Genomic DNA, 21,520 nt, shown 5'->3' with positions numbered 1-21,520 from the left:
AGAATAGGACCTGTGGACACTTCGGATCTGTTTGGCGCCTGCCGGTGAACCCTTCCACCGCGCAGGCCAGGGTCATCGTCGACGAACTCGTCCGCAACACCGTTTCGCACGTCGTCCTCTGCCCGGGCTCCCGCAACGCGCCGCTGTCGATCGCGCTCTATGACGCCGCGGCCTCGGGCAAGCTCCAGCTCCACGTCCGCATCGACGAGCGCGGCGCCGCCTTCCTCGCCCTCGGCATCGCGGCGCGCACCGGCCGTCCGGTGGCCGTGCTCTGCACGTCCGGCACCGCGGCCGCGAACTTCCACCCGGCGGTCCTCGAGGCCGACCGCGCCGGCGTCCCGCTGATCGTCCTGACCGCCGACCGGCCGCCGGAGCTGCGCGCGGCCGGGGCGTCCCAGGTCATCGACCAGCACCAGCTCTACGGCGCCGCCGCCCGCTACTTCGACGAGCTGGCCGTCGCCGAGCGGCGGGCCGGGCAGAACTCGTACTGGCGCAGCCAGATCTGCCGGGCCTGGAACGCGGCCTACGGCGAGTGGCGCTGCGGGCCGGTGCACCTGAACATCCCATTCCGCGAGCCGCTCGTGCCCGATCTCGACGATGACGGCGAGTGGTACGAGTCCCTGGACGGCCGTCCCGACGGGTCCCGCTGGACCGAGCTGCCGGACTTCGGCGCGCTGCCGTCGTTCGTGGTGCCCTCGGCGCGCCACGGCCTGGTGATCGCGTGCGACACCGGCGTCCAGGCGGCCAGCGAGTGGGCCGAGCAGCACGGCTGGCCGGTCGTGTCGGAGACGGGCGGGCTGGGGCTGTCCGGCGGCACGGCGATCTCGTCCGGCGCGTGGCTGCTGGGCGTCGAAGAGTTCATCGCGAAGCACAAGCCGGAGCAGGTGCTCTGCCTCGGCCGGCCGACGGTGTTCCGGCAGATCCAGAAGGTGATCTCGGACCCGTCGGTCGAGGTCCTGCTGGTGCGCCCGGACTCGGACTGGCCGGCGCCCGCGCACAACGTCCGGCAGGTCGGGCAGTGGTTCGACGAGCCCACCAAGCCGGCCGACCCGGAGTGGCTGGCGAGCTGGCGCCGAGCCGACGCGGCGGCGTCTTCGGCGGTCGCGTCGGTGCTGGACGCGGAGGCTTGGCCGTCGGGACTGCGCGTGGCGTCCGAGCTGGTGGACGCGCTGCCTTCGGACTCGCTGCTGGTGGTGGGCTCGTCCAACCCGACGCGCGACGTGGCGCTGGCGGGCCGGCTGCGCCCGGACGTCCTGGTGCACCGCAACCGCGGCGTGGCGGGCATCGACGGCACGGTCTCGACGGCGATCGGCGCGGCGTACGTCCACCGCGGGCCGTCGTACGCGCTGCTGGGCGACCTGACGTTCCTGCACGACGCGTCGGGCCTGCTGACGGGCCCGGCGGAGCAGCGCCCGGACCTGACGATCGTGGTGTGCAACGACGACGGCGGCGGGATCTTTTCCCTGCTGGAGCAGGGCGCGCCCGAGCACGCGGCGAGCTTCGAGCGGGTGTTCGGCACGCCGCACGGCGCGGACCTGGGTGCGCTGTGCGCCGGGTACCGGGTGCCGCACGTGGTGGCGGAGACGCTGACGGAGTTCCGCGCGGCGCTCCGGCCGGCGCCGGGGCTGCGGGTCGTCGAGGTACGGGTGGACCGGTCGCGGCACCGCGACCTGCACTCCCGGTTGCGCTCCGCGGTCAGCACGGCCGTTTCGGCGGTCTGAGCGCGGAGCTTTCACGTGAAAGCTCCGGCTCGGGGCCGCCGGTCAACCGCTTTCCGGGTGTGATCTCAGCAGGCAAGATCCTCCCTTCGGCTGTTCCTGGGTGCTTCCTGGCTGGCTACGTTCGAGCGCGCTGATCCTCACCCGTTGGAGGGATTCGAATGCGTGCAAGAACTCGCACCGGCCTCGGTGTGCTCGCGGCCGGGGTCGCCTCGGTGCTGCTCGCCGGGACCGCCGGTGCGGCCCCGGCGCCCGGTGCCCCCGGTGTCGGTGACTCGTACTACCCGAACGCCGGCAACGGCGGCACGGACGTGCTGCACTACGACATCCGGCTGACCTACCAGCCCGCGACCGACGTGCTGGCGGGCACGACCACGCTACTCCTCACCGCCACGCAGGACCTTTCGCGGTTCGACCTGGACTTCGCGCTCAAGGCGTCGAGCGTCCTGGTGGACAACCGCCCCGCGCAGTTCGCGAACCAGAACGGCAACGGCGAGCTCGTCGTCACCCCGGCGCAGCCGCTGCTCAAGGGCCAGACCGCAACCGTCGTCGTCGCCTACTCGGACACCCCGTCGACCGAGACCGTCGACGGCCTCAACGCGTGGAAGAAGGGCTCCTTCGGCGCGCTCGGCATCGACGAGCCGCAGAGCTCGGCCTGGTGGTTCCCGGCCAACGACCACCCGACCGACAAGGCGACCTACGACGTCTCCATCGAGGCGCCGGACGACAACGTCGCCGTCTCCAACGGCAACCTGGTGCGCAAGACGAAGAGCCGCGCCGGCTGGACCCGCTGGCAGTGGCGCAGCACCAAGCAGCAGGCCACGTACCTGACGTCGTTCATCGTCGGCAAGTACGAGCTGAACCAGTCGACCACCCCGGACGGCAAGCCGTTCATCACGGCGTACGGGTCCGACCTGGGCGACTCGCTGTACGCGGCGAAGGCCAGCGTCGAGCGGACGCCGGAGATCGACGCCTTCCTGGCGACGAAGTTCGGGCCGTTCCCGTTCGAGGCCGAGGGTGGCGTCGTGACCACCGGCATCACGTTCTCGCTGGAGAACCAGACGCGTCCGACTTACGGCGCGCGCAACTTCGTCGCCGGCTCCAACACGACGCTGATCGCGCACGAGAACGCCCACCAGTGGTTCGGCGACAACGTCTCGCTCGGCCGCTGGAGCGACATCTGGCTGAACGAGGGCTTCGCGTCCTACGCGGAGTGGCTGTGGTCAGAGCACGAGGGTGAGGGCACGGTCGCCGAGCTCGCGCAGTACACCTACGACTCGAACCCGGCCGACGGCGACCTGTGGAAGCTCGTCCCGGCCGACCCGGGCGCGGACAACCAGTTCGACAACGCCGTGTACGACCGCGGCGCGCTGACGCTGCAGGCGCTGCGGACGGCCGTCGGGGACGAGGCGTTCTTCAAGATCCTGCAGACGTGGCAGGTCCAGAAGGGCGGAAAGGACGGGCGGATCCAGGAGTTCATCGCGCTGGCCGAGAAGGTTTCGGGCAAGCCGCTGTACGACCTGTTCCAGACCTGGCTGTACACGGCGGGCAAGCCGGCGGTCGGTCCGAACGGCGCTTCGCCGGCGGCGTTCACCGCGCGTTCGGCCTCGGTGAAGCCGCGGTCGTACGACCAGATCCAGGCGAACCACCGGAATCTCGCCGCCGAACACACGCACTGATCGGGACCGCTACGCTCGCGGCGTGAGCACGAGAGGTGAGCGGGTGAGGCGCGTCGGGTGGTGGACCACCCTCGGCGTCGCCTCGCTCCTCACCGTCATGTGCGTGTGCCTGCTGTTCGCGGCGATCCGCAACGACGGCGCGATCGCGGCCCAGCTCGGCACCGCGAACGCCACGGTGGACTCGGTGGCGTTCGACCGCACGATCATCCACTTCGAGACCCCGGACGGCATCGTCCACAGCCCGGCGAACGGGGTTCTCTACCCGGACGGCCTTGCGGCGGGTCAGCTGGTCCGCATCGAGTACGACGCGTCCGACCCGGAGCTGGCCAGGGTGGCGGGTCGCTCGGCGACTTTGACGTTGTTGCCGCTCGGGAGCTTCGTGTTCTTCACGTGGCTGGTGGCGGGGCCGGTGCTGTGGTGGATCCGCCGGCTGAACAAGCGGGTCAGCGCGCCTGCTCCAGCCACGTCTTCCGCGTGATCTCGTACTCGACTTCGCCCTGCTCGGATCCTTCGACGGGGTCTTCGTAGGCCTCGGCCGAGGTGAACGCCCTCGCGAAGGTGAGCCCGGCCGAGGCCATCGTCGCGCGGGACCCGGTGTTGACCGCCATCGTCTGGGCGAAGATGCGGTCGAGGCCCAGTTCTTCGAAGCCGTAGCGGATCAGTTCGCGTGAGCCTTCGCTCGCGTAGCCCCGGCGCCAGTGTTTTTGCAGGAGCCGGTAGCCGAGCTCGGCTTCGCCTTCGACGTCCGGCTGGTCCGGGCCGTGTGGTGGGCGCAGGATCCACCAGCCGATGAATTCTTCATCGGCGAAGCCCATCCAGAAGCCGAACCCGGGCGCTGTGTTGATCCGGCGGAGGTGTGCCCGCTCGACCTCGGCCCGCGTCGACGCCCGGCCGGTGAGGTAGCGCATGACCTCGGGGTCGGAGTCGAGCTCGTACTCGAGTTCGAGGTGCTCGTCGGTCAGGGGGAGGAGGGTGAGCCGCTGGGTTTGGAGGGTCGGCATGTCCCGATCCTCACAGCGGGGGCAAGTCGATTAGGTCGCGTGAGCTGTCTTCCGCTCCTCGTCCTCCATTGTTCAACACCGGAGACCCGGCCTCAAGGGCGCCTTCGGCGTCGCTTCGCGATTCGCTTCGCTCACCCTTGACCCCGGGTCTCCGGTGCTGACTGCGGCTGGGACGAGGGGCGGGGGAGGTCTAGGGCGGGCTGTTGCCCGCTCCGCCCGCCTCAGCCGCGTTGTGTGCAGGGGCCAACCCGCTCAGCCTGTTCCGGCCGTCTCCTGCCACCAGCCCAGTACCTCGTCCGCCACCCCCGGCGCCGCCACCAGCAGGCCGTCCGTCGGTAGCGCCGTGTCCTCCCCGTGCTTGTCCAGCACCACCGCCCCGGCCTCGATGGCCATCGTCACGGACCCGGCCACGTCCCACTCGTGGTAGCTGTGCAACACCGCCGCCGCAGCATGCCCCAACGCCACCTGAGCGATCGACAACGCTGCGGACCCCAGCACTCGCACCCCTGCATGTGCGGCCGCGGCCCGCTCGATGAACCCGCCCATCCCCGGCCACGGTCCCTGGCGGGCGAACTCCGTGCAGACCAGCGCGCCCGCCGTCACGCAGCGGTCCGTCAGCCGGACCGGCTTGCCGTTCGCGCGGGCCCCTCGTCCGCGCGCGGCCGCGTAGATCTGGGCCCGGTACGGGTCCGCCACCACGCCCACCACCGGTCCCGCCGCGTCGACCAGCGCCAGGCTGTACGCGCACCACGGCACCCCGGCCACGTAGTTCGCCGTGCCGTCGACCGAGTCGACCACCCAGCGGTACTCGGCGACGTCCGCGCCGTGGTCCGCGCCGAACTCGTGGCCGACCACCGGGATGCCCGGGAACTCCGCGGTCAGCACGCGCCGGGTGTGCCGTTCGAGGATCCGGTCGGTGTCGGTGACCCAGTCGAACGGCGAATCCAGCGTCGACGGGTGGGCGCCGCGGCCGGCGGTCGCGGTGATCACGTCGGTGGCGTCGTTGGCCAGCCGTCCGGCCACTTCGAGCGCCCTCGACAGCAGGCCGGGCTCGACGGGCCGCGGCGGCCGGGAGGACAAGAGGGTCATGCCTGCTTAGTCTGGGTCACCCTGGTTTCCGGGACACGACCTTGAGATGACATGTCGTAGCCGATCTGTTCCGGCAGCGTTGGCCGCAGTGTCACGCCGCCGCCAGGATCGGGTGCGATCGTCCAGGACGTGCGAGTCGCCATAGTCACCGAAAGTTTCCTGCCCCAGGTGAACGGCGTGACCAACTCCGTCCTGCGGGTCGTCGAGCACCTGCGCGAACGCGCGCACGACGTGCTGATCATCGCTCCCGGCCCCGGCCCGGACTCCTACCGCGGCGCCCCGGTCGTGCGGATCCCCGCGCTGGACTTCCCCGGGGTCAACTCCCTGCCGATCGGCGTGCCGACGCGCACGGTGCTCAACGCGCTCGCCGCGTTCGGCCCGGACGTCGTGCACCTGGCCTCGCCGTTCGTGGTCGGCGCGCGTGGGCTGGCCGCCGCGCGCCGGCTGCGCGTCCCGTCGATCGCCGTCTACCAGACCGACATCGCCGGGTTCGCCGCCGCGTACGGCTTCGGCATCGCCGCGCGCGCCGCGTGGCGCTGGGTGCGGCGGGTGCACTCCCGCGCCGACCGGACCCTCGCCCCGTCCAGCGACTCGGTCGAGCAGCTGGAGCTGCACGGCGTTCCGCGCGTGCACCGCTGGGCCCGGGGCGTCGACATCGAGCGGTTCTCCCCGGACCACGCCGACGCGGCGCTGCGGGCCCAGCTGGCGCCGGACGGCGAGCTGCTCGTCGGGTTCGTCGGCCGGCTGGCGCCCGAGAAGGAGGTCGACCGGCTGGTCGCGCTGGCCGGGATGCCCGGGGTCCGCGTGGTCGTCGTCGGCGACGGGCCCGAACTCGAAAACCTCCGGGAGCAGCTGCCCGGCGCGGCCTTCCTCGGCGCGAAGTACGGCGAAGAGCTCTCAGCGGCGTACGCGAGCTTCGACGTCTTCGTCCACACAGGTCCGCACGAGACGTTCTGCCAGGCGGTGCAGGAGGCGATGGCGTCGGGCCTGCCGGTGCTCGCGCCGGACGCGGGCGGCCCGAAGGACCTCGTCCTGCCCGGCCGCACCGGCTACCTGCTGCCCGTGGACCGCGAGCTGTTCGGCCCGGCGCTCGTCGAGAAGGTCGACGCCCTGCGTGATCCCGCGCTGCGGGCGAGGCTCGGCGAGAAGGCGCGCAAGGTGGTGCTGGGCCGCACCTGGCCCGCCGTCTGCCGCGAGCTGATGGGGCACTACGAAGCCGTGCAGGGCCGGGCCGCCCGCGCGGCCTGACATGCACATCGTCCAGCTCGCGAACTTCTACGGGCCGCGTTCGGGCGGGCTGCGCACGGCGCTGCACCACCTCGGTGCCGGGTACGTCGCGAGCGGGCACGAGGTGACGCTCGTCGTGCCCGGCACGTGGTACGCCGACGAGGTCCTGCCGACCGGCGTCCGCCGGTTTTCCCTGCCGGCGCCGAAGATCCCGGGCACCGGCGGCTACCGCGCCGTCGACCCGCACCGCGTCCGCGCGGTGCTGCGAAGACTCGAACCTGACCGGCTGGAGGTGTCGGACCGGCTGACGCTGCGGGGGATGGGTGGCTGGGCGCGGCGGCACGGTGTCCCGAGCACGGTCATTTCGCACGAGCGCCTCGACCGGCTGCTGGAGCAGTTCCTGCTGCCGGAGCCGGTGGCGCGCCGCGTCGCCGACGTCGCGAACCGGCGGATGGCCGCGAGCTACGACACGGTCGTCTGCACGACGGCGTTCGCGCGCGCCGAGTTCGACCGGATCGAGGCGCCGAACGTCCACCGCGTGCCGCTCGGCGTCGACCTGGCGACGTTCCGGCCCGCCATGCGCGACGACGGCTGGCGCACCGGCCTCGCCGGGGGAGCGGACGCGCTGCTCGTCCACTGTGGACGCCTGTCGCCGGAGAAGCACGTGGAGCGCAGCGTGGACACCGTGGCGGAGCTGACGGAGGCGGGCGCGCGGGTCCGGCTGGTGGTGGCGGGCGACGGGCCGCGACGGCGGGCCCTGGAGCGCCGGGCGCGCGGCCTGCCGGTGACGTTCCTGGGGTTCCTGTCCGGCCGCGGCGACGTCGCGAGGCTGCTGGCCAGCGCGGACGTCTCCCTGGCGCCCGGTCCCCACGAGACGTTCGGGCTCGCCGCGCTGGAAGCGCTGGCTTCGGGGACGCCGGTGGTGGTGTCGGCGTCGTCGGCTCTGCGGGAGATCGTGCGGCCCGGCTGCGGCGCGGCGGTGGACGACCACGCGCCCGCGTTCGCCTCGGCGGTGACGGACCTGCTGGAGAGCCCGGAGGACGTGCGCCGCGCGGCGGCCCGGGCGCGGGCGGAGGAGTTCACCTGGCCGGCGTCGGTCGCCGGGATGCTGGCTACGTTCCGCTGAGGCCGTGGTCGGCGACGATCTTCGCCAGCAGGCCCTGGAGGGTCGCGCGCTCGTCTTCGGTGAGCGCGGCGGTGATCGAGCGTTCGTGCGACGCGGCCGCCTGCGCGACGCGGCCCATCAGCTCACGACCGGCCGGGCTCAGCTCCAGCGCGTAGAGCCGCCGGTCCTCCGCGTTGCGGTGCCGCTCGATCAGGCCGTGCTTCTCCAAGCCGTCGACCAGGGGGACCAGGCGCGTCGCGGGGGTGCCGAGCTGCTTGGCCAGCTTCTGCTGGCTCTGTCCCGGCCGCGCCGCGACCAGCCGCAGCAGGCTCAGCTGCGCCGGCGTCAGGTCCAGCTCGCCGAGCCGCTCGGTGAACCGCCGCGCCGCGTGGGCGCCGACCTGCGCGAGCAGGAACGCGCTGCCGGGGCGGGGACCTTCCATGGCCGAACGATAGTCGGTCTAGATTCGGTGCATGTCACGCGCAAGCCTGGACAAGGACCCGCACGAGGTCGCCGCGATGTTCGACGGCGTCGCGGACGGGTACGACCGGGCGAACTCGTTCATGACCTTCGGCTTCGACCGGCGCTGGCGCACCACCACCGCCCGCGTGCTCGACGCCCGCCGCGGTGAAAAGGTCCTGGACCTCGCCGCCGGCACCGGGGTGTCCACCGTCGAGTACGCCCGCGGCGGCGCCTGGTGCCTCGCCGCGGACTTCTCGTTCGGCATGCTGCGCGCCGGGCTGCACCGCAAGGTCCCGATGGTCGCGGCGGACGCGCTCAACCTGCCGTTCGCCGACGAGAGCTTCGACGCCGTGACGATCTCCCTCGCGCTGCGCAACTTCGTCGACACGAAGGCCGCGCTCACCGAGATCGCCCGCGTGGTCAAGCCGGGCGGCCGCCTGGTGATCTGCGAGGTCTCGACGCCGCCGTTCGCGCCGATCCGGTTCGTCCACCGGCGGTTCATGCTGAAGCTGCTCACCTGGGTCGGCAAGCGGACGTCGTCCAACCCCGAGGCCTACTCCTACCTGGCCGAATCGATGCTGGCCTGGCCGGACCAGCGGACGCTCGGCGAGATCATCGCGAGCGCGGGCTGGACCGACGTCGAGTGGTTGAACCTCACATTCGGCGTCGTGGCGATCCACCGCGCGCGCAAGCCTGCCTAAACTCGCGTTCATGACGCGACGCACCGCAGACCAGGACGCCGAAGTCATCGTCGTCGGCGCCGGACCCGCTGGGTCCACCGTGGCCACGTACCTGGCCCGCGCGGGCGTCGACGTCCTGCTGCTGGAGAAGACCGAGTTCCCGCGCGAGAAGGTCTGCGGCGACGGCCTGACCCCGCGTGGCGTCAAGCAGCTGATCGACCTGGGGATCGACACGAGCGAGGAAGCCGGCTGGGTGCACAGCCGCGGCCTGCGGATCCTCACCGGCGACCTGACGCTGGAACTCGACTGGCCGGACCTGACGAGCTACCCGCCGTACGGCGTTTCCCGCACTCGCCACGACTTCGACGACCTGCTCGCGAAGCTCGCGGTGAAGGCGGGCGCGCGGCTGTACGAGCGGACGACAGTCACCGGCGCGATCACCAACCCGGCCGGGCGCGTGGTCGGCGTCGAGGCGAAGGTCGGCCCGGAGCGGACGCCGGTGCACTACCGCGCGCCGCTGGTCCTGGCCTGCGACGGCGTGTCCGCGCGGCTCGCGCTGAGCGTCGGCATCCAGAAGAACGAAAAGCGCCCGATGGGCGTGGCGGTGCGCCAGTACTACAAGAGCCCGCGCCACGACGACCCGTTCATCGAGGGCCACCTCGAGCTGTGGGACCGCTCCGACCCGCGCGACCCGAAGCTGCTGCCGGGCTACGGCTGGGCGTTCCCGCTCGGCGACGGCACGGTGAACGTCGGCCTCGGCATGCTGTCGACGTCGGCGTCGTTCCGGAACACCGACTACCGCGCGCTGCTGCGCCAGTGGCTCGACGGGACGCCGGAGGAGTGGGGCTACCGCGAGGAGAACGCGATCGGCAAGGTCGGCGGCGCCGGCCTCCCGATGGGCTTCAACCGCACCCCGCACTACCGCGACGGGCTCCTGCTGCTCGGCGACGCGGGCGGCATGGTCAGCCCGTTCAACGGCGAAGGCATCTCGGCGGCCATGGAGTCCGCGCAGATCGCCGCGGAGGTCGTCGTCCAGGCCCTGGCCCGGCGCGAAGGGGCCTCGCGCGAGCGGGCGCTGGAGGCGTACCCGCGCGCGGTCGGCGAGCTGATGGGCGGCTACTACCGGCTGGGCAACGTCTTCGCGAAGATCATCGGCAAGCCGAAGATCATGCACGCCTGCACGAAGTACGGGCTGCGCATCAACAAGCTGCTGCCGCTGGTCTACAAGGGCTTGTCGGGCTGCTACGACGCCAAGGGCGGCGACGGCGTCGACCGCCTGATCTCGGCCCTGGCACGCGCCACCCCCACCCCCCGCTGACTCTCGCCCACTGCCCGAGCTTTCACGTGAAAGCTCGGTCTTCAACGCGCGCGGACACTCGGGTGGCCTAACAAGTTGGCCGTACGGCCAGTGGGATAGCTCACAGGTCAGCGCCCGGATTGTCCGGCCGAAGAGCGATCTCGAGGGGTCTTCGCGCAGGTCGCACGCGCGCCGTTGCCGGGTCGTGACAACGTTGGCGCCGGAGGTTAGGGCACCCTCATAACATGGGGCCCTAGGGACAAGAATGTGAGTCGCGTCCTACACTCCCCCCATGCTTTGTGAATCCCTTCACATCCGCGACGAGTGGCTTGTGAACTATTTCACAAGCACCGTGCGGTCCAGCCACGGGCCGTAAGGAGACCCTGACCCTCGGCGGTGTGACCCAGGTCCCTTAGGGTGCCGACGAGGCCAAGCGGTTCCCCACCACAAGCACAACCGCATCGGCGCGGAAAGGATGGCGAAGACCCCGTGCTGACGTTGCTGACCCGAACCGACACGGTGCAGCTGGCGCAAGAGGCCCCGAGCCTGAAGCCCTACCTGCCCCTGGTCCTGTTGTTCGTGCTGGCACTGGCGTTCGCCGTGCTGTCGGTCCTGCTGGGCCCGCTCGTCGGCCCCAGCCGGTACAACAAGGCCAAGCTCGCCGCCTACGAGTGCGGCATCGAACCGTCCCCGCAGCCGCTCGTCGGCGCCGGGCGGATGCCGGTGGCCTACTACATCACCGCGATGCTGTTCATCCTGTTCGACATCGAGATGGTCTTCCTCTACCCGTTCGCCGTGCAGGCGGACGCGCTGGGCACGTTCGGCCTGGTGGAGATCCTGCTGTTCATCGCGACGGTCGGCTTCGCGTACGCCTACGTGTGGCGGCGCGGCGGCCTGGATTGGAACTAGACCCATGGGCCTCGAAGAGAAACTCCCCAACGGCATCCTGCTGGCCAGCCTCGAAGGTCTCGTCAACTGGGCGCGGAAGAACTCGATGTGGCCGGCCACCTTCGGGCTCGCCTGCTGCGCGATCGAGATGATGACCGTCGGCGGTTCCCGGTACGACATCGCCCGCTTCGGCATGGAGCGCTTCAGCGCGACGCCGCGGCAGGCCGACCTGATGATCGTCGCCGGCCGGGTCACGCAGAAGATGGCCCCGGTCCTGCGCCAGATCTACGACCAGATGGCCGAGCCCAAGTGGGTCCTCGCCATGGGCGTCTGCGCCTCCTCCGGCGGCATGTTCAACAACTACGCCGTGGTGCAGGGCGTCGACCACGTCGTGCCGGTCGACATGTACCTGCCCGGCTGCCCGCCGCGGCCGGAGATGCTGCTGGACGCGATCCTCAAGCTGCACGCCAAGATCCAGGACGAGCCGATCAACGCCCGCCGCGCCGCCATCCGCGCCGCCAGCGGGGCCCGCACCGAGCTCGTCGCGTCGTCGATCAAGTACGCGAAGAAGTAGAGCGATGGCTGAGAACCCGAAACCCGGCGAAGAGCAGTCCAGCGCCGATCGTCCCGAAGGCGGCCTCGAACCCCGCGGCACCCGCCCCGCCGAGCCGGTCGTCACCGGTCGCGAACGCCAGGGCATGTTCGGCGTCCACGGCACCGGCGACACCTCCGGCTACGGCGGCGTCCGGCTCCCGGCCTACAGCCCCGCCCCGGCCGAGCGCCCGTACGGCGGCTGGTTCGACCAGTTCGCCGACGAGTTCTACGCGGCCCTGTCCGACCACAAGATCCCCGCCGAGTCGATCCTGCAGACGACGGTCGACCGCGGCGAGATCACCTTCTACGTAGCCCGCGAGAAGCTGGTCGAAATCGCGAAGGTGCTTCGCGACGACGGCGGCCTCCGCTTCGAGCTGCTGTCCTCGGTGTCCGGGGTGGACTACGGCGTCGACGTCCCGCAGCGGCTGCACGCGGTCTACCACTTCACGTCGCTGACCTACCGCCGCCGGATCCGCCTCGAGGTCACCCTCGACGTCGAGGACGCGCACGTGCCGTCGCTGGTCGGGCTCTACCCGACCGCCGACTGGCAGGAGCGCGAAGCCTGGGACATGTTCGGCATCGTCTTCGACGGTCACCCGGCGCTGACCCGGATCCTCATGCCGGACGACTGGGACGGCCACCCCCAGCGCAAGGACTACCCGCTCGGCGGGATCCCGGTCGAATACAAGGGCGCGGAGATCCCGCCGCCGGACCAGCGGAGGTCGTACTCGTGAGCACCGAGAACCTTTCCGACGTCACGACCGGCACCGACACCAGCGCGCCGGGCAGTGACAGCACCGACGACGTCAACTACGCGGACTCCCGCGACACCACCGAGGGCCGCGTCTATTCGGTCTCCGGCGGCGACTGGGACGACGTCATCGCGGACGCGGCGCACGACGAGCGCATGGTCATCAACATGGGCCCGCAGCACCCGTCGACGCACGGCGTGCTCCGGCTCGTGCTGGAGATGGAGGGCGAGACCGTCACGCAGCTGCGGTCGGTCATCGGCTACCTCCACACCGGCATCGAGAAGAACTGCGAGTACCGGACCTGGACCCAGGGCGTCACGTTCGTGACGCGCATGGACTACCTGGCGCCGCTTTCGACGGAGATGGCGTACTGCCTCGGCGTCGAGAAGCTGCTGCAGATCGAGGCCCCGCGCCGCGCGCAGCTGCTGCGCGTGATGCTGCTGGAGATCAACCGGATCGGCTCGCACCTCGTCTACATCGCCACCGGCGGCATGGAGCTCGGCGCCACCACCGCGATGACGCTCGGCTTCCGCGAGCGCGAAGAGGTGCTGCACCTGCTGGAGCACCTGACCGGCCTGCGCATGAACCACGCGTTCATCCGCCCCGGCGGCCTCGCGCAGGACATGCCGGCCGACTACCACGAGAAGGTCAGCGAATTCATCAAGACGATGAAGAAGCGCCTTCCGCTGTACGACAAGCTGTTCACCGGTCAGCCGATCTGGCGGAACAGGCTCAAGGGCGTGGGTTACCTGCCGGTCGACGCGTGCCTCGCGCTCGGCGTCACGGGCCCGGTGCTGCGCAGCGCCGGCCTCCCGTGGGACCTGCGCAAGACCGAGCCGTACTCCTGCTACGACGAGTTCGACTTCGACGTCCCGGTCGACAACGGCGCCGACTGCTGGTCGCGCTACCTGATCCGGGTGCACGAGATGCACGAGAGCCTCAAGATCATCGAGCAGTGCCTGGAGAAGCTCGAGCCGGGCCCGGTCATGGTCGAGGACAAGAAGGTCGCCTGGCCCGCGCAGCTGTCGATCGGCAGCGACGGCATGGGCAACTCGCTCGAGCACGTCAAGAAGATCATGGGCCAGTCGATGGAGTCCCTGATCCACCACTTCAAGCTGGTCACCGAGGGCTTCAAGGTGCCGGCGGGACAGGTCTACGCGCCGGTCGAGTCGCCGCGCGGCGAGCTGGGCGTGCACCTGGTGTCCGACGGCGGCACGCGGCCGCTGCGGGTCCACGTGCGCGAACCGAGCTTCGTGAACCTGCAGTCGATGCCCGCCATGGCCGAAGGCGGCCTGGTCGCGGACGTGATCGCCGCGATCGCCTCGATCGACCCCGTCATGGGGGGAGTGGACCGATGAGTTCTTCAACCGCACTGCCCGAACCCGGGCCGAACGCGGCCGCCACGACGTACGCGGCCGCCGCGCCGGACACCGACGTCGTCGCCATCGCGCCGGACCCCGAGGTGGCCGCCGGGATCATCGCCGAGACGCCGCTCGAAGACATCTTCGACGAAGGTGTCGTGGCGCGGGCCCAGGACCTGATCGCGCGCTACCCGCAGTCCCGCTCGGCGCTGCTGCCGATGCTGCACCTCGTGCAGTCGGTGCAGGGCTACGTCAGCCAGGAGGGCATCGCGTTCTGCGCGAAGCAGCTCGAGCTGTCGGACGCCGAGGTCAGCGCGGTCGCCACGTTCTACACGATGTACAAGCGCAAGCCGTGCGGCGAGCACCTCGTGAGCGTCTGCACCAACACGCTGTGCGCGGCCATGGGCGGCGACGCGATCTACAAGAGGCTCCAGACGCACCTCGGCTCCGAGGAGAACCCGCTGGGGCACAACGAGACCGCGGGCACGCCGAACGAGCCGGGCTCGATCACCCTCGAGCACGCCGAGTGCCTCGCGGCCTGCGACCTCGCGCCGGTCATCCAGGTCAACTACGAGTTCTTCGACAACCAGACCGAGGACAAGGCCGTCGCGCTGGTCGACGCGCTGCAGGCGGGCAAGAAGCCGGCCCCGACGCGCGGTGCGCCGCTGTCGAACTTCAAGGGCGCCGAGCTGCAGCTCGCCGGGTTCTTCCCGGAGGACGAGCGCCAGTACCGCACCGACGTCGACGGCCCGTCGCAGGCCGTCGAGACGCTGCGGGGCGCGAAGCTCGCGCAGGACCGCGGCTGGGTCGCCCCGGTCGCGCAAGACGTCCCACTGCCTGAAGTGGAGAAGAAGTAATGGCCGACCCCATCACTCCGGTCCTCACGAAGCGCTGGCTGTCGCCGAACTCCTGGCAGATCGGGACGTACGAGGCTCTCGAGGGCTACACCGCCGTCCGCAAGGCCCTGGCCGGGACGCCGGAGCAGCTCGTCCAGCTGGTCAAGGACTCCGGCCTGCGCGGCCGCGGCGGCGCGGGCTTCCCGGCCGGCATCAAGTGGTCCTTCATGCCGCCGAACTTCGACAAGCCGCACTACCTGGTGATCAACGCCGACGAGGGCGAGCCGGGGACATGCAAGGACATCCCGCTGATGATGGCGGACCCGCACTCGCTCATCGAGGGCTGCATCATCGCCTCGTACGCGATGCGCTCGAACCACTGCTTCATCTACGTCCGCGGCGAGGCGCTGCACTGCATCCGCCGCCTCAACGCGGCCGTGCGCGAAGCCGAAGCGGCCGGTTACCTGGGCGAGAACATCCTCGGCTCCGGCTTCGACCTCAAGATCACCGTCCACGCGGGAGCGGGCGCGTACATCTGCGGCGAGGAGACGGCACTGCTCGACTCGCTGGAGGGCCGTCGTGGCCAGCCGCGGCTCAAGCCGCCGTTCCCCGCGGCCGCCGGTCTCTACGCCGCGCCGACCACGGTCAACAACGTCGAGACCATCGCGAGCGCGCCGTTCATCGTCAACGGCGGTTCGAGCTGGTTCCGCGAGATGGGCCGCGAGAAGTCGCCCGGCCCGAAGATCTACTCGATCTCCGGCCACGTCGAGAAGCCCGGCCAATACGAGTGCCCGCTCGGCACCACGCTGCGCGAGCTGCTCGACATGGCGGGCGGCATGAAGGACGGCGTCCCGCTCAAGTTCTGGACCCCGGGCGGCTCGTCCACCCCGATGTTCACCGCCGAGCACCTCGACGTCCCGCTGGACTTCGAAGGCGCCGCGGAAGCCGGCTCGATGCTCGGCACCACCGCCGTCCAGGTCTTCAACGAGACCGTGTCGGTGCCCTGGGCCGTGATGAAGTGGACGCAGTTCTACGAGCACGAGTCCTGCGGCAAGTGCACGCCGTGCCGTGAAGGCACGTACTGGCTGGCGCAGATCCTCGAGCGGATGGTCGAGGGCCACGGCACCGAAGAGGACATCGACACCCTCCTCGACGTCTGCGACAACATCCTCGGCCGGTCGTTCTGCGCCCTCGGTGACGGCGCGGTGTCGCCGATCCAGAGCGGCATCAAGTACTTCCGCGAGGAGTTCCTCGCGCTGTGCGAGAAGAACCGGCACGAACAGACCAAGCCCGAACTCGTGGGAGCGCAGGCATGACGATCGCCCCCGACAAGCCTGAAACGACCGAGACAGTGGTCCCCGAGGGCCACGTCAAGCTGGTCATCGACGGCGAAGAGGTCATCGCCCCCAAGGGCGAGCTGATCATCCGCACGGCCGAGCGGCTCGGCACGGTCATCCCGCGGTTCTGCGACCACCCGCTCCTCGACCCGGCCGGCGCCTGCCGCCAGTGCCTCGTCGAGGTCGAGATGGGCGGCCGGCCGATGCCGAAGCCGCAGGCGTCCTGCACGATGACCGTCGCCGACGGCATGGTCGTCAAGACGCAGCTGTCGTCGCCGGTCGCGGACAAGGCCCAGCAGGGCGTGATGGAGCTCCTGCTCATCAACCACCCGCTGGACTGCCCGATCTGCGACAAGGGCGGCGAGTGCCCCCTGCAGAACCAGGCGCTGGCCCACGGCCGCACGGAGTCGCGGTTCGTCGACACCAAGCGGACGTTCCCGAAGCCGCTGCCGATCTCCACACAGGTGCTCCTGGACCGCGAACGCTGCGTGCTCTGCCAGCGCTGCACCCGGTTCTCCAGCGAGATCGCCGGCGACCCGTTCATCGAGCTCCTCGAACGCGGCGCCCACCAGCAGATCGGCACCGCGGAGACGGCGGACGTCCTGGACATGGCGTCGCGCACCACAAGCGGCCAGCCGTTCCAGTCCTACTTCTCCGGCAACGTCATCCAGATCTGCCCGGTCGGTGCGCTGACCAGCGCCGCCTACCGGTTCCGCTCCCGCCCGTTCGACCTGGTGTCCTCGCCGAGCGTCTGCGAGCACTGCTCGTCCGGCTGCGCCGAGCGCACCGACTTCCGGCGCGGCAAGGTCCAGCGCAAGCTGGCCGGCGACGACCCCGAGGTCAACGAAGAGTGGATCTGCGACAAGGGCCGCTTCGCCTTCCGCTACACCGGCGCCGAGGACCGCATCCGGCGTCCGCTGGTCCGCAACACCGAGACCGGTGAGCTGGAAGAGGCGTCCTGGACCGACGCGCTGCGCGCCGCGGCGGCCGGTCTCACGGCGGCCCGCTCGGACGGTGGGGTCGGGGTCCTGCCCGGTGGCCGGCTGACCGTCGAGGACGCCTACGCGTACTCGAAGTTCGCCCGTGTCGCGCTGCAGACCAACGACGTCGACTTCCGCGCCCGCCCGCACTCGGCCGAGGAGCTGTCCTTCCTCACCTCGCACGTCGTGGGCGTGACGCCGGAGTCCGGCGTCACCTTCGCCGAGATCGAGCGGGCCCGCACGGTCCTGTGCGTGGCGTTCGAGCCCGAGGACGAGGCGCCGATCGTGTTCCTGCGGCTGCGCAAGGCGGCCCGCAAGAACCGCACCCGGGTCGTCCACTTGGGACAGTGGACGACGTCGTCGGTGCGCAAGACGTTCGGCGAGCTGCTCGCCTGCGTCCCCGGCCAAGAGGCCGCGGCCGTCGAAGCCATCGCCAAGCACGCGCCGGACCTCGACGAGGCCCTGCGCGGCGAGAACGCCGTCGTCCTGGTCGGCGAACGCGCCGCCCAGGTGCCCGGCCTGTTCTCCGCGCTGCACGACCTCGTCGAGCGCACCGGCGTCCGGCTCGCGTGGATCCCGCGCCGCGCCGGCGACCGGGGCGCGCTGGCGACCGGCTGCGTGCCGACGCTGCTGCCCGGTGGTCACCGCGTGGGCGACGACGCGGCCCGCGTCGCCGTCGAAAACGCCTGGGGCGTCCCGATCCCGGCCGTGCCGGGCCGCGACACCACCGGCATCCTGCGGGCGGCGGCGAGCCGCGAGCTCGGCGGCCTGCTCGTCGGCGGTGTCGACCCGTTCGACCTGCCGGACCCGGACCTCGCGCTGCGCGCGCTGGACGGCGCCGGCTTCGTCGTCAGCCTGGAGCTGCGGCACAGCGCGGTGACCGAGCGCGCGGACGTCGTGCTCCCGGTGGCCGCGTCCGACGAGAAGGCGGGCAGCTACCTCAACTGGGAGGGCCGCACCCGCCCGTTCGACGTCACCCTCGAAGGCACCGGCGCCCTGCCGGACTGCCGGGTGCTCGACACCCTCGCCGTCGAGATGGACGCCGACCTGTTCACGCAGACGCCGGCCGCCTCCCGCGGTGACTTCGAGAAGCTCGCCCCGGCCTCGGCCCTGCGTTGGGGCAACGTCGCCGCCGAGACCGGCGGAGCCACGGCGGCTCCCGGTGCCGGCCAGGCGGTCCTGTCGAGCTGGCGCCAGCTGATCGACAACGGGTCGCTGCAGGACGGCGAGCCGCACCTGAAGGGCACCCAGCGCACGCCGGTCGCGCGGCTGTCCGCGACGACCGCCGAAGGGCTGGGCACGACCGTGAAGGTCAGCACCGAACGCGGTGCGATCACGCTGCCGGTGGAGATCGCGGACCTGCCCGACGGCGTCGTGTGGCTGCCGGGCAACTCCGACGGCTCCGCCGTGTTCAAGACGCTCGGCGCCGGGCACGGCGCCGTCGTGAACCTCGCTGGGGGTGAGCAATGATCCCGCTGCTGACCGAGGCTGCCGTCGGGAGTGTCCCGGACGCGGCGACGCGGGCGGCGCTGCTGGCGGACGACCCGTTCTGGATGATCCTGCTGAAGTCCGTGGTCATCCTGCTGATCGGCCCGATCCTGACGATCCTGCTGATCGTCTGGGAGCGCAAGGCCGTCGGCCGGATGCAGAACCGGCCCGGCCCCAACCGCGTCGGCCCGAACGGCTACCTGCAGTCCCTGGCGGACGCGCTCAAGCTGCCGTTCAAGGAACAGATCATCCCGGACACCGCCGACCGCAAGGTGTACTTCCTCGCGCCGGTCATCTGCGTGGTGCCGCCGCTGATCGCGCTGGCGGCCATCCCGTTCGGCCCGGTGGTCTCGATCTTCGGCGAGCGGACCGTGCTGCAGCTGCTCGACCTGCCGGTCAGCGCGCTGGTGATCCTGGCCTGCTCCTCGATCGGCGTCTACGGCATCGTGCTCGCCGGCTGGGCCTCCGGCTCGCCGTACCCGCTGCTGGGCGGCATGCGCAGCGCGGCGCAGGTGATCTCCTACGAGATCGCGATGGGCCTGTCGATCGTCGCGGTCATCCTGCAGTCCGGTTCGCTGGACCTGGCCGACATCGTCGCCAAGCAGCAGCCGGCGTGGTTCCTCTACCTGATCCCGAGCTTCGTGATCTACCTGATCTCGATGGTCGGCGAGACCAACCGCGCTCCCTTCGACCTCCCCGAGGCCGAGTCGGAGCTGGTCGGCGGCTTCCACACCGAGTACAGCTCGATGAAGTTCGCGATGTTCTTCCTCGCCGAGTACGTCAACATGGTGATCGTCTCGGCGTTCGCCACGACGCTGTTCCTCGGCGGCTGGATGGCCCCGTGGCCGCTGTCGCTGATCGGGAACAACGTCCTCAACACCGGCTGGTGGCCGGTGCTGTGGTTCTTCGCGAAGATGTTCGTCCTGCTCTTCGGGTTCATCTGGCTGCGCGGCACGCTGCCCCGCCTGCGCTACGACCAGTTCATGCGCCTGGGCTGGAAGGTCCTGGTCCCGCTGAACCTGGTGTGGATCGTCATGGTGACCTTCGCGAAGGTCATCGCCTGGAACACCGCGTCGATCATCATCGCCGCGGTCGCGATCTTCATCGTCATCGCGCTGTTCTTCTACGTCCGCGCGTCGGGCCGCGAGGAGGACAGCGAAACGGTGCCGGTGACCGGTGGCGGTTTCCCGGTCCCGCCGCTGGACCTCAAGGTCCCCAAGACCACCCCGCGTCAGAAGGCCTTGGCCAAGGCCGAGGCGAAGGCGGCCCGCCGCAAGCCGGCGGCCGTCGGTACCGCAAAGGAAGGAGCGCAAGATGGGGTTTCTTGATCCCGTCAAGGGCTTCGGCGTCACCTTCGGGATGATGTTCAAGAAGGTCGCCACCGAGGAGTACCCCGAGGCCGGCGCGCCCGCCGCCCCGCGGTACCACGGCCGGCACCAGCTGAACCGCCACCCGGACGGCCTCGAGAAGTGCGTCGGCTGCGAGCTGTGCGCGTGGGCGTGCCCGGCGGACGCGATCTTCGTCGAGGGCGGTGACAACACCGAGGAAGCCCGGTTCTCCCCGGGCGAGCGGTACGGCGCGGACTACCAGATCAACTACCTGCGCTGCATCGGCTGCGGTCTCTGCATCGAGGCCTGCCCGACGCGGTCGCTGACGATGATCAACTTCTACGAGCTCGCCGACGACGACCGCCAGCGGCTGATCTACACGAAGGAAGACCTGCTCGCCCCGCTGCTGCCCGGCATGGAGCAGCCGCCGCACCCGATGCGGCTGGGCGAAAACGAGCAGGACTACTACGTCAACGGCCCTGAACTCGCGCGCGGGGAGGGCATGCTGTGATTTTTCAAACAGGGATCGCCGCCCTCCTGGCCCAGGCTCCGACGGGGGCCGCTGCCGGCGTCTCGACCGGCGAGGCCATCGCGTTCTGGATCCTCGGCCCGCTTTCGCTGCTCGGCGGCCTCGGCATGATCTTCTCCCGCAACGCCGTCCACTCGGCGCTGTGGCTGGTGCTCACGATGCTGAGCCTGGGCGCGCTGTACATGATCCAGTCGGCGCCGTTCCTCGGCTTCACGCAGATCATCGTCTACACCGGCGCGATCATGATGCTGTTCCTGTTCGTGCTGATGCTGGTCGGCCGCGAGAGCTCCGACTCGGTCGTCGAGGTCCTGCGCGGACAGCGGCTCGCGGCGACGGTGCTCGGCATCGGGCTCGCCGCGCTGCTGGCCACCGGCATCTACCGGGCGCTCGAGAACGTCACCCCGGCCACCCCGCTCGACTCGGCCACCTCGGCCGGCGGCGGGCCGAAGGGCCTGGGGCGGCTGATCTTCACCGACTACCTGTTCCCGTTCGAGCTGACGTCGGCGCTGCTCATCACCGCCGCGGTCGGCGCGATGGTGCTGGCCTTCACCGACCGGCACGGCAAGGGCGGCAAGCTCACCCAGCGGGAGCTCGTCCTGCTGCGCTTCCGCGGTGAGCACGACCGGCCGTCGCCGCTGCCCGGCCCGGGTGTCTTCGCCACCGCCAACTCGGTCGCGACGCCGGCGCTGCTGCCGGACGGCTCGGTCGCCCCGGAGTCGCTCTCGGCGATCATCGAGTCCACCTCGGCGATCGAGCTGGCGAAGGAACGCAAGCTCGTCAAGGACGAGGGCCCGCACCCGGACGCGCACGCGCTGGTCGGCTCAGACACTGTGCACTCTTCGGAAACCGAGGGGGAGAAGGAATGACCCCGACGTACTACCTGCTGCTGTCGGCGCTGCTGTTCGCGCTCGGCGCGGTCGGCGTGCTGGTGCGGCGCAACGCGATCGTCGTGTTCATGTGCATCGAGCTGATGCTCAACGCCGTGAACCTGTCGCTGGTCACGTTCGCCCGGATCAACGGCGGGCTCGACGGCCAGATCATGGCGTTCTTCGTCATGGTCGTCGCGGCCGCCGAGGTCGTGGTCGGCCTGGCGATCATCATGGCCATCTTCCGCACCCGGCGCTCGGCCTCGGTCGACGACACCAACCTGCTGAAGTACTAGGAGACAC

At 70.7% G+C, this 21,520-nt stretch carries 21 protein-coding genes; 18 read left to right on the top strand and 3 right to left on the bottom strand.

The window, feature by feature from the left end:
* The first annotated feature begins 44 nt into the window (after positions 1–44).
* From menD to AB0M59_RS18210, 3 genes are all read left to right on the top strand, one after another.
* Entirely contained in the window at positions 45–1,721 is a 1,677-nt protein-coding gene (gene menD, locus AB0M59_RS18220; protein WP_364616231.1) for a 2-succinyl-5-enolpyruvyl-6-hydroxy-3-cyclohexene-1-carboxylic-acid synthase, read from the top strand.
* 158 nt (positions 1,722–1,879) lie between these two features.
* Positions 1,880–3,397: a M1 family metallopeptidase gene (locus AB0M59_RS18215; protein WP_364616228.1), complete on the top strand. Its 1,518-nt coding sequence runs from the start codon at positions 1,880–1,882 to the stop codon at positions 3,395–3,397.
* A 22-nt stretch (positions 3,398–3,419) separates the two neighbouring features.
* Positions 3,420–3,875, top strand: a complete 456-nt coding sequence (locus AB0M59_RS18210) for a DUF3592 domain-containing protein (protein WP_364616225.1) — start codon at positions 3,420–3,422, stop codon at positions 3,873–3,875.
* On the opposite strand, the gene AB0M59_RS18205 is transcribed toward AB0M59_RS18210, so the two are convergent.
* Positions 3,841–4,398 carry a GNAT family N-acetyltransferase gene (locus tag AB0M59_RS18205; RefSeq protein ID WP_364616222.1) on the bottom strand — a complete coding sequence of 186 codons (558 nt, stop codon included), beginning with the start codon at positions 4,396–4,398 and terminating at the stop codon, positions 3,841–3,843. The two genes, AB0M59_RS18210 and AB0M59_RS18205, sit on opposite strands and share 35 nt — an antisense overlap.
* Before the next feature lie 252 nt (positions 4,399–4,650).
* On the bottom strand, positions 4,651–5,487 hold the full coding sequence (locus tag AB0M59_RS18200) for an inositol monophosphatase (protein WP_364616215.1): 837 nt from the start codon (positions 5,485–5,487) through the stop codon (positions 4,651–4,653).
* Between the two features lie 177 nt (positions 5,488–5,664).
* Here AB0M59_RS18200 and AB0M59_RS18195 point away from each other — a divergent pair, with 177 nt between their 5' ends.
* Both AB0M59_RS18195 and AB0M59_RS18190 read left to right on the top strand, forming a co-directional pair.
* Positions 5,665–6,735 carry a glycosyltransferase family 1 protein gene (locus AB0M59_RS18195; RefSeq protein ID WP_364616213.1) on the top strand — a complete coding sequence of 357 codons (1,071 nt, stop codon included), beginning with the start codon at positions 5,665–5,667 and terminating at the stop codon, positions 6,733–6,735.
* Between the two features lies 1 nt (position 6,736).
* On the top strand, positions 6,737–7,840 hold the full coding sequence (locus AB0M59_RS18190; RefSeq protein WP_364616210.1) for a glycosyltransferase family 1 protein: 1,104 nt from the start codon (positions 6,737–6,739) through the stop codon (positions 7,838–7,840).
* Here the strand turns inward: AB0M59_RS18190 and AB0M59_RS18185 are convergent.
* Positions 7,827–8,261 carry a MarR family transcriptional regulator gene (locus AB0M59_RS18185; RefSeq protein ID WP_364616207.1) on the bottom strand — a complete coding sequence of 145 codons (435 nt, stop codon included), beginning with the start codon at positions 8,259–8,261 and terminating at the stop codon, positions 7,827–7,829. The two genes, AB0M59_RS18190 and AB0M59_RS18185, sit on opposite strands and share 14 nt — an antisense overlap.
* A 31-nt stretch (positions 8,262–8,292) precedes the next feature.
* Here AB0M59_RS18185 and AB0M59_RS18180 point away from each other — a divergent pair, with 31 nt between their 5' ends.
* From AB0M59_RS18180 to nuoK, 13 genes are all read left to right on the top strand, one after another.
* Positions 8,293–8,982 carry a demethylmenaquinone methyltransferase gene (locus tag AB0M59_RS18180; RefSeq protein ID WP_364616204.1) on the top strand — a complete coding sequence of 230 codons (690 nt, stop codon included), beginning with the start codon at positions 8,293–8,295 and terminating at the stop codon, positions 8,980–8,982.
* A 10-nt stretch (positions 8,983–8,992) separates the two neighbouring features.
* Positions 8,993–10,279 carry a geranylgeranyl reductase family protein gene (locus AB0M59_RS18175; protein WP_364616201.1) on the top strand — a complete coding sequence of 429 codons (1,287 nt, stop codon included), beginning with the start codon at positions 8,993–8,995 and terminating at the stop codon, positions 10,277–10,279.
* 468 nt (positions 10,280–10,747) lie between these two features.
* Complete coding sequence (locus AB0M59_RS18170; RefSeq protein WP_364616198.1) at positions 10,748–11,167, top strand: NADH-quinone oxidoreductase subunit A; 420 nt, start codon at positions 10,748–10,750, stop codon at positions 11,165–11,167.
* A gap of 4 nt (positions 11,168–11,171) precedes the next feature.
* Complete coding sequence (locus AB0M59_RS18165) at positions 11,172–11,720, top strand: NADH-quinone oxidoreductase subunit B family protein (protein WP_364616196.1); 549 nt, start codon at positions 11,172–11,174, stop codon at positions 11,718–11,720.
* A gap of 4 nt (positions 11,721–11,724) precedes the next feature.
* A complete protein-coding gene (locus AB0M59_RS18160) occupies positions 11,725–12,474 on the top strand; it encodes an NADH-quinone oxidoreductase subunit C (protein ID WP_364616193.1) in 750 nt (249 codons plus the stop codon).
* Entirely contained in the window at positions 12,471–13,850 is a 1,380-nt protein-coding gene (locus AB0M59_RS18155; protein ID WP_364616190.1) for an NADH-quinone oxidoreductase subunit D, read from the top strand. Before AB0M59_RS18160 ends, AB0M59_RS18155 begins: the two co-directional genes overlap by 4 nt.
* Positions 13,847–14,710, top strand: coding sequence for an NADH-quinone oxidoreductase subunit NuoE (nuoE, locus tag AB0M59_RS18150; RefSeq protein ID WP_364616187.1), 864 nt, complete (start codon positions 13,847–13,849; stop codon positions 14,708–14,710). Before AB0M59_RS18155 ends, nuoE begins: the two co-directional genes overlap by 4 nt.
* On the top strand, positions 14,710–16,005 hold the full coding sequence (gene nuoF, locus AB0M59_RS18145; protein WP_364616184.1) for an NADH-quinone oxidoreductase subunit NuoF: 1,296 nt from the start codon (positions 14,710–14,712) through the stop codon (positions 16,003–16,005). The genes nuoE and nuoF overlap by 1 nt, the downstream gene beginning before the upstream one ends.
* A complete protein-coding gene (locus AB0M59_RS18140; protein ID WP_364616181.1) occupies positions 16,002–18,476 on the top strand; it encodes an NADH-quinone oxidoreductase subunit G in 2,475 nt (824 codons plus the stop codon). The genes nuoF and AB0M59_RS18140 overlap by 4 nt, the downstream gene beginning before the upstream one ends.
* The gene (nuoH, locus tag AB0M59_RS18135; protein WP_364616178.1) at positions 18,473–19,822 is read left to right on the top strand and encodes an NADH-quinone oxidoreductase subunit NuoH; all 1,350 of its coding nucleotides are present in this window, start codon (positions 18,473–18,475) and stop codon (positions 19,820–19,822) included. Before AB0M59_RS18140 ends, nuoH begins: the two co-directional genes overlap by 4 nt.
* On the top strand, positions 19,809–20,333 hold the full coding sequence (gene nuoI / locus AB0M59_RS18130) for an NADH-quinone oxidoreductase subunit NuoI (protein WP_364616175.1): 525 nt from the start codon (positions 19,809–19,811) through the stop codon (positions 20,331–20,333). The genes nuoH and nuoI overlap by 14 nt, the downstream gene beginning before the upstream one ends.
* Entirely contained in the window at positions 20,330–21,217 is an 888-nt protein-coding gene (locus AB0M59_RS18125) for an NADH-quinone oxidoreductase subunit J (RefSeq protein WP_364616173.1), read from the top strand. The genes nuoI and AB0M59_RS18125 overlap by 4 nt, the downstream gene beginning before the upstream one ends.
* The gene (gene nuoK / locus AB0M59_RS18120) at positions 21,214–21,513 is read left to right on the top strand and encodes an NADH-quinone oxidoreductase subunit NuoK (protein ID WP_003081840.1); all 300 of its coding nucleotides are present in this window, start codon (positions 21,214–21,216) and stop codon (positions 21,511–21,513) included. The genes AB0M59_RS18125 and nuoK overlap by 4 nt, the downstream gene beginning before the upstream one ends.
* Positions 21,514–21,520 lie beyond the last annotated feature (7 nt).

This window comes from Amycolatopsis sp. NPDC051371, from assembly GCF_040682155.1.
Classification (GTDB): domain Bacteria; phylum Actinomycetota; class Actinomycetes; order Mycobacteriales; family Pseudonocardiaceae; genus Amycolatopsis.
The sequence above is the reverse complement of the archived record's forward strand: the minus strand, read 5'-3'. Positions and strand labels throughout refer to the sequence as shown.

Coding starts and splice junctions, on each gene's coding strand:
- AB0M59_RS18215 (WP_364616228.1), top strand. CDS start 1,880: ATGCGTGCAAGAACTCGCACCGGCCTCGGTGTGCTCGCGGCCGGGGTC.
- AB0M59_RS18205 (WP_364616222.1), bottom strand. CDS start 4,398: ATGCCGACCCTCCAAACCCAGCGGCTCACCCTCCTCCCCCTGACCGAC.
- AB0M59_RS18200 (WP_364616215.1), bottom strand. CDS start 5,487: ATGACCCTCTTGTCCTCCCGGCCGCCGCGGCCCGTCGAGCCCGGCCTG.
- AB0M59_RS18190 (WP_364616210.1), top strand. CDS start 6,737: ATGCACATCGTCCAGCTCGCGAACTTCTACGGGCCGCGTTCGGGCGGG.
- AB0M59_RS18185 (WP_364616207.1), bottom strand. CDS start 8,261: ATGGAAGGTCCCCGCCCCGGCAGCGCGTTCCTGCTCGCGCAGGTCGGC.
- AB0M59_RS18180 (WP_364616204.1), top strand. CDS start 8,293: ATGTCACGCGCAAGCCTGGACAAGGACCCGCACGAGGTCGCCGCGATG.
- AB0M59_RS18175 (WP_364616201.1), top strand. CDS start 8,993: ATGACGCGACGCACCGCAGACCAGGACGCCGAAGTCATCGTCGTCGGC.
- AB0M59_RS18165 (WP_364616196.1), top strand. CDS start 11,172: ATGGGCCTCGAAGAGAAACTCCCCAACGGCATCCTGCTGGCCAGCCTC.
- AB0M59_RS18160 (WP_364616193.1), top strand. CDS start 11,725: ATGGCTGAGAACCCGAAACCCGGCGAAGAGCAGTCCAGCGCCGATCGT.
- nuoE (WP_364616187.1), top strand. CDS start 13,847: ATGAGTTCTTCAACCGCACTGCCCGAACCCGGGCCGAACGCGGCCGCC.
- nuoF (WP_364616184.1), top strand. CDS start 14,710: ATGGCCGACCCCATCACTCCGGTCCTCACGAAGCGCTGGCTGTCGCCG.
- AB0M59_RS18140 (WP_364616181.1), top strand. CDS start 16,002: ATGACGATCGCCCCCGACAAGCCTGAAACGACCGAGACAGTGGTCCCC.
- nuoH (WP_364616178.1), top strand. CDS start 18,473: ATGATCCCGCTGCTGACCGAGGCTGCCGTCGGGAGTGTCCCGGACGCG.
- nuoI (WP_364616175.1), top strand. CDS start 19,809: ATGGGGTTTCTTGATCCCGTCAAGGGCTTCGGCGTCACCTTCGGGATG.
- nuoK (WP_003081840.1), top strand. CDS start 21,214: ATGACCCCGACGTACTACCTGCTGCTGTCGGCGCTGCTGTTCGCGCTC.